At 62.4% G+C, this 5,614-nt stretch carries 4 protein-coding genes; 1 reads left to right on the top strand and 3 read right to left on the bottom strand.

The window, feature by feature from the left end; all coding sequences use genetic code 11:
- Positions 1-36: 36 nt before the first annotated feature.
- The 3 genes from C666_RS18280 to C666_RS18270 form a co-directional block, all read right to left on the bottom strand.
- Positions 37-990, bottom strand: a complete 954-nt coding sequence (locus C666_RS18280) for an LLM class oxidoreductase (RefSeq protein WP_004347624.1) — start codon at positions 988-990, stop codon at positions 37-39.
- 88 nt (positions 991-1,078) lie between these two features.
- Positions 1,079-2,203 carry an alkene reductase gene (locus C666_RS18275; RefSeq protein WP_004347622.1) on the bottom strand — a complete coding sequence of 375 codons (1,125 nt, stop codon included), beginning with the start codon at positions 2,201-2,203 and terminating at the stop codon, positions 1,079-1,081.
- A 65-nt stretch (positions 2,204-2,268) separates the two neighbouring features.
- The gene (locus tag C666_RS18270) at positions 2,269-3,762 is read right to left on the bottom strand and encodes an aldehyde dehydrogenase family protein (RefSeq protein ID WP_004347620.1); all 1,494 of its coding nucleotides are present in this window, start codon (positions 3,760-3,762) and stop codon (positions 2,269-2,271) included.
- A gap of 592 nt (positions 3,763-4,354) precedes the next feature.
- On the opposite strand from C666_RS18270, the gene C666_RS18265 reads away from it, so the two are divergent.
- A complete protein-coding gene (locus C666_RS18265) occupies positions 4,355-5,557 on the top strand; it encodes an MFS transporter (RefSeq protein WP_004347618.1) in 1,203 nt (400 codons plus the stop codon).
- Positions 5,558-5,614: the final 57 nt, after the last annotated feature.

The raw sequence follows: 5,614 nt of genomic DNA, 5'->3' as shown, positions 1-5,614 counted from the left end.
ACCGCAATCACAGCGAGCAGGCCCTTCCTGCCTGACTCAAACAAAACAGCCTCCGCAAAACCCGGGGCAATTCACTTCTGATGCCGGACGATGGCCATACTTGAGATTGAGAATTACATGATCGACGCCAATCGACTCAAGCGACTCCAATAGCGCCAGCAGATGATTTCGCCCCAACCGGTAGCCCAGATGGATTGGCACCGGCGGTGCGTCCGGACGCACATCCAGGTCGATGTAAAGCGACTGGAGAAAAGGTTTGTAGGCATCCCCGGATTGGGCTTCGACCACCTCTCGCCAGTTCGCCACCATCGTCTTCTGCAACTGCGGTGCTCGTGGATAGGTGATCCACCCGGAACTCTCCCGCGCGATCCACTCCATGGACTGGCGACTGTTGCCCGTCACGAAAAACGGAATCTCGCTCGTGGTGGGCTTCGGAATCAGGTCAGCATTCTCCAATCGGCCACGACTCCATTGCAGCGGCTCGAAGCTGGTGCGCTGAGCCTTGCGGATCACTTCCAGGTGTTCCCGGAAAATGTCGCCCCGCTGATCCGGGTCAACATCAAATGCAGGGAACTCCACAGGTCTGTCGCCCGAGGCGACACCCATCAGGAAGCGGCCACCGCTCAACTGGTCCACGCTCGCAGCCGCCTTGGCCGTGTGCAGCGGGTTGCGCAGCGGGATCGCTATCGACGCAGTCCCCAGTGCAATCGTCGACGTCTGTGCTGCGATGAAGCCCAGATAGACCCAGGGATCAAAAACCTGGCCCACGTCGCCGAAGCTGGGGTCGCGCAACGGTACGTCCCGGAACCAGAGCGTGGAGAAGCCCAGTGCTTCTGCACGACGGGCCAACTCGACCTGGTTGGACATTGTCGGCGTATCGCCCTGGAAGGCCTCGATGGGGAAAAACAGCCCCAGGCTCAGATGTCCGGCCTTGAAGGTTCGACCGAACCCTTGGTGCTGCTGATAAGGGGTTGTACTTGGCTGATACATTGTCAGGCTCCTTTGGTCTCAAGGCTTCAATCACCACGCGTGCAGCGTCACTGGCCGCATCCGCAGCTGCGAACGCGGCCAGTACTGCTTATGGACGGTAAGCGGGGTAATCGGTGTAGCCCTTGTCCGTACCGCCATACATCGTCGCCGGGTCTACTGCATTGAGCGGCCAGCCCTGGGCGATGCGCTCAGGCAGATCCGGGTTGGCGATAAAGGGACGACCGAACGCGATCAGATCGCCCCAGCCCGCCTTGACCACGCACACACCGCGCTCCACGGTGTATTTGCCGGCATAGAGAACCTTGCCGCTGAAGTTGCTGCGCACATCATTTCGGAAGGTCTCGGGCAGCTCTGGCGCGTTGTCCCAATCGGCCTCGGCAAGCGAGACATAGGCAATCCCGACCTGTTCGAGAACCTTGATGGCCTCGATATAGGTTTCATGGGGATCATCCTCCACCAGCCCCAGATAGACGCGGTCTTCTTCGGTGCTGGCGAACAGCGGGGCAAATCGCACCCCGAGCCGTTCCTTGCCGACCACATCCGCAACGGCCTGTACCACCTCGCGCAGGAAGCGCAGACGGTTTTGCAGGGGGCCACCGTATTCATCGGTGCGCCGATTGGTGTGCGCGGAGATGAACTGGTTGACGAGGTAGCCGTTGGCGCAGTGGAGTTCGACACCATCGAAGCCCGCATCAAGTGCATTGCGGGCCGCCTGGGCGTAGAGCTGTACCAACTCCTTCACTTCGGCAGTTGTCAGCGCACGCGGCATCGAGGGTTCTGTGAGCGCGCCTTGGCCCGGACCGGTTTCAATGAAGACCTTGACGTTTTCAGCGGCAATCGCCGACGGCGCGACGGGTGCCTCACCACCCGGTTGCAGCGAGTTATGCGAAACCCGCCCCACGTGCCAGAGTTGCGCGAAGATGATGCTGCCTTCGGCATGCACCGCAGCCGTGATTTTGCGCCAGGCTTCAACCTGTTCAGGACTGTGCATACCCGGCGTCCAGGCATATCCCTGGCCACGTGGTTCGATCTGCGTGCCCTCGGTGACCATGAAGCCTGCACCTGCCCGCTGACGGTAGTAGCTGGCCATCAGGTCGTTCGGAATGTTGCCCGGCTGGGAACTGCGTGAGCGGGTTAGCGGTGGAAGCACGATCCGGTTCTTCAGGGTGTAAGGCCCCAACTGCGTGCTTTCAAACAGTATTTCTCTACTCATTTCAATACTCCTAAATATCTAGAAATCTCGATGTTATCGGACAAAATTTTGGCGATGAATCGAACTCAAAACACGCCGAACGGTGCTTCGTTCAGGCTGATGTAGATGTTCTTTTTCTCGCTGTACGCGTCCAACATGGACTTGTGAGTCTCGCGGCCGAGACCGGACTTCTTGTAGCCGCCGAACGGGGCGTGGGCCGGAATGTCATGATAGGTGTTGACCCACATACGGCCGGTTTCGATGGCCCGTGCCACACGGATTGCACGGTTGATGTCCTGGGTCCAGACAGCACCAGCCAAGCCATAGTCGGAAGCATTGGCCAGCGCCACCACTTCGTCCTCATCCTTGAACGGCAGCACGGTGACGACCGGCCCGAAGATCTCCTCCTGGGCGATGCGCATGTCGTTGCGCACATCGACGATGATCGTCGGCTTGATGAAGAAGCCAGCATCGTATTCACCGCCGGTCAGTCGCTCACCACCCGTGAGGATGCGGGCGCCTTCTTCCTTGGCCAGCTCGATGTAGCCCATGATGCGGTCGGTCTGAATCTGGCTGACCTGGGCCCCCATCTGCGTGTTGGGGTCGAGCGGATTGCCCACGCGAACCTTTTCGAAGCGCTCCTTGAGTTCGCTGACGAAACGCTCATAGATCGACTCGTGCACGAACAAGCGGGAGCCGGACTCGCATACTTCGCCCTGATTCCACAGAATGCCAAGAGCAGCCGCCTCGACAGCCCGATCCCAACTGGCATCAGGAAAAATGATGTTGGCCGACTTGCCGCCCAGTTCCAGCGTAGCCGGAATGATCCTCTTGGCTGCTGCAGCCGCCACGACTTCACCGATACGCGTCGAGCCGGTGAAGGCGAGCTTGGCGACCTGGGGATGATCGAGAATCGCCTGGCCAACCTCCGTTCCCAGGCCAGTGACGACGTTGACCACGCCGGCTGGAAGCACCTTGGCGAAGATCTTTGCCAGTTCCAAAATCGTGACTGGCGTCATCTCTGATGGCTTGATCACCACCGTGTTGCCCATGGCAATCGCCGGGGCAATCTTCCAGGCAGCCATCAGCAGCGGGAAGTTCCAGGGGATGACTTGGCCGACCACGCCGAGTGGTTCGCTCAGCGTCAGACTCATCGTCTGGTGGTCAAGCATGGAAGCTTCATCCGAATGGCTGCGTATCGCACCGGCGAAGTAGCGGAAATGGTCGATGGCCAGCGGCACATCCACCCGAGCCTCACGGACCGGCTTGCCGACATCCATGCTCTCAAACGCCACGAAACGCTCAGCATCGGCTTCGAGCAGATCAGCAATCTTCAGCAGCGCGTTGGCACGCTCAGCCGGAGAAGTCTTGCCCCAGGTCTTGAATGCGCGGGCAGCCGCCTGGACAGCACGATCTACGTCTCCAGCCGTGCCACGCGGGATCTTGGTGAGGAATGCACCGGTGGCCGGGTTGGTACTGTCGATGGTCTCGCCACTTTCACCGTCAACCGACTGGTTGTCGATGAAATGACCGTACTGGCTGTCAGGGGCATGGTTTGAATTGGTTTGGTTGTGTGTCAACACGATGAACTCCTTTGACTTGGGTGGGTGACATGGCCATCATAACCACATATCGTTATATGTCAATATCTAAATTTATAGACATCCAACTATCACCTCAATGAAATCTCCTGGAAAGTCGCCAAGAAGACCCTCGTGCGGAGGTTCAGCGCCCACCCCCTGCGGCTCGACCATCAAGGTCGAGGCCCTTCCCTCTGGCTGACCATCAAAGCCCGAGTCCTGATGGAGACGCTTCCTGGCCAATACTGTTCGGTTTGTTTTTTGCTCGCGATGCCGGCCAGCCCGCCGGACTGCGCAGGAGCCCAGCGCATCGGCTTCATCGGACATTCGAGCGCGCCATCATGGCATGTCGGCGCTGGCCGAAACCCGGCTCGGCTTTCTCTCGCACCATACCCATGCGGCCGGGCATCTCCCGCATACCTACCGGAGCCTGCTGGCATCACGGCATCGAATGCACATAAGATGCAGCTTCCGAGAAGGAAGAAGAAACCGACCTGCGCAAGCTGGATTTCCGCGGTGCGCCGCTGGCCGCCGCACGCCTGTTGCGAGGTGCTGTTGGACGGCTATGCCAGACAGGTGTTCGAGGCCCACGATGAAAACCGCTGACAGCGTATCGCCGCCACGCGGCGGCTGGCAGGCCGTGCCCGGCAGCGTCAGGGCGCTGGGCTTCGTTTCCATGCTGATGGACATTTCTTCCGAGATGATCCATGCCCTGCTGCCGATCTACATGGTCACGGTGCTGGGCACCTCGGTGCTCGCCGTCGGGCTGATCGAAGGCATCGCCGAAGCCACGGCCTCGGTGGTCAAGGTGTTCTCCGGCGCGCTGAGCGACCGCTTCGGCAAGCGCAAGCTGCTGGCGGCGCTGGGCTACGGCCTGAGCGCGCTGACCAAGCCGGTGTTTCCGCTGGCCGGCGCACTGGACTGGCTGGTGGGCGCGCGCTTCGTCGATCGCGTCGGCAAGGGCATTCGCGGGGCGCCGCGCGACGCGCTGGTGGCCGACGTCACGCCGCCCGCGCTGCGCGGCGCGGCCTATGGACTGCGCCAGGCGCTGGACACGGTGGGCGCCTTTCTCGGGCCGCTGCTGGCCATCGGCCTGATGTGGCTGACCGCGAGCCATTTCCAGACCGTGTTCTGGGCCGCCGTGGCGCCGGCATTTCTGGCGGTGGGCGTCCTGCTGGTTTTCGTGCGCGAGCCGGAACGGCCTGCCGCGCCGCAGCCGCGTACACCGTTGAGCCGCGAGGCGATGGCCCGCCTGGGCGCGGGCTATTGGCGCGTGGTGGCCGTCGGCGCGGTGTTCACGCTGGCGCGCTTCAGCGAGGCCTTCCTGATCCTGCGCGCCGGCGAGGCCGGCCTGCCGCCCATGTGGGCGCCGCTGGTGCTGGTGCTGATGGGCATCGCGTTCTCGCTGTCGGCCTATCCGGCCGGCGCCCTGTCCGACCGCATGAACCGGATGGCGGTGCTGGCGATCGGCATGGTCTGCCTGATCGCCGCCGACCTGACGCTGGCCTTCGTGCCCGGCCTTGCCGGGCTGGCACTGGGCGTCGTGCTGTGGGGCATCCACATGGGCTTTACCCAGGGGGTGTTCGGCGCGCTGATCGCCGACAGCGCGCCGGCCGAACTGCGCGGCACGGCCTTCGGCATGTTCCACCTGCTCACCGGCGTGGCGCTGCTGCTGGCCAGCGTGATCGCCGGCGCGCTGTGGGATGCGTGGGGCCATCGGGGAACCTTTCTGTGCGGCGCGGCGTTCGCGACGCTGACCCTGCTGGGCCTGAGCGTGTTGCGACGCCGCCGCTGACCCCGCCCGCGCGCCAGTTCCCGGCCCGCCTCGCCGCGAACGCCGCCGGCCGCGCCG

This window comes from Thauera linaloolentis 47Lol = DSM 12138 (assembly GCF_000310205.1).
GTDB lineage: Bacteria > Pseudomonadota > Gammaproteobacteria > Burkholderiales > Rhodocyclaceae > Thauera > Thauera linaloolentis.
The sequence above is the reverse complement of the archived record's forward strand: the minus strand, read 5'-3'. Positions and strand labels throughout refer to the sequence as shown.

Coding starts and splice junctions, on each gene's coding strand:
- C666_RS18265 (WP_004347618.1), top strand. CDS start 4,355: ATGAAAACCGCTGACAGCGTATCGCCGCCACGCGGCGGCTGGCAGGCC.
- C666_RS18275 (WP_004347622.1), bottom strand. CDS start 2,203: ATGAGTAGAGAAATACTGTTTGAAAGCACGCAGTTGGGGCCTTACACC.
- C666_RS18280 (WP_004347624.1), bottom strand. CDS start 990: ATGTATCAGCCAAGTACAACCCCTTATCAGCAGCACCAAGGGTTCGGT.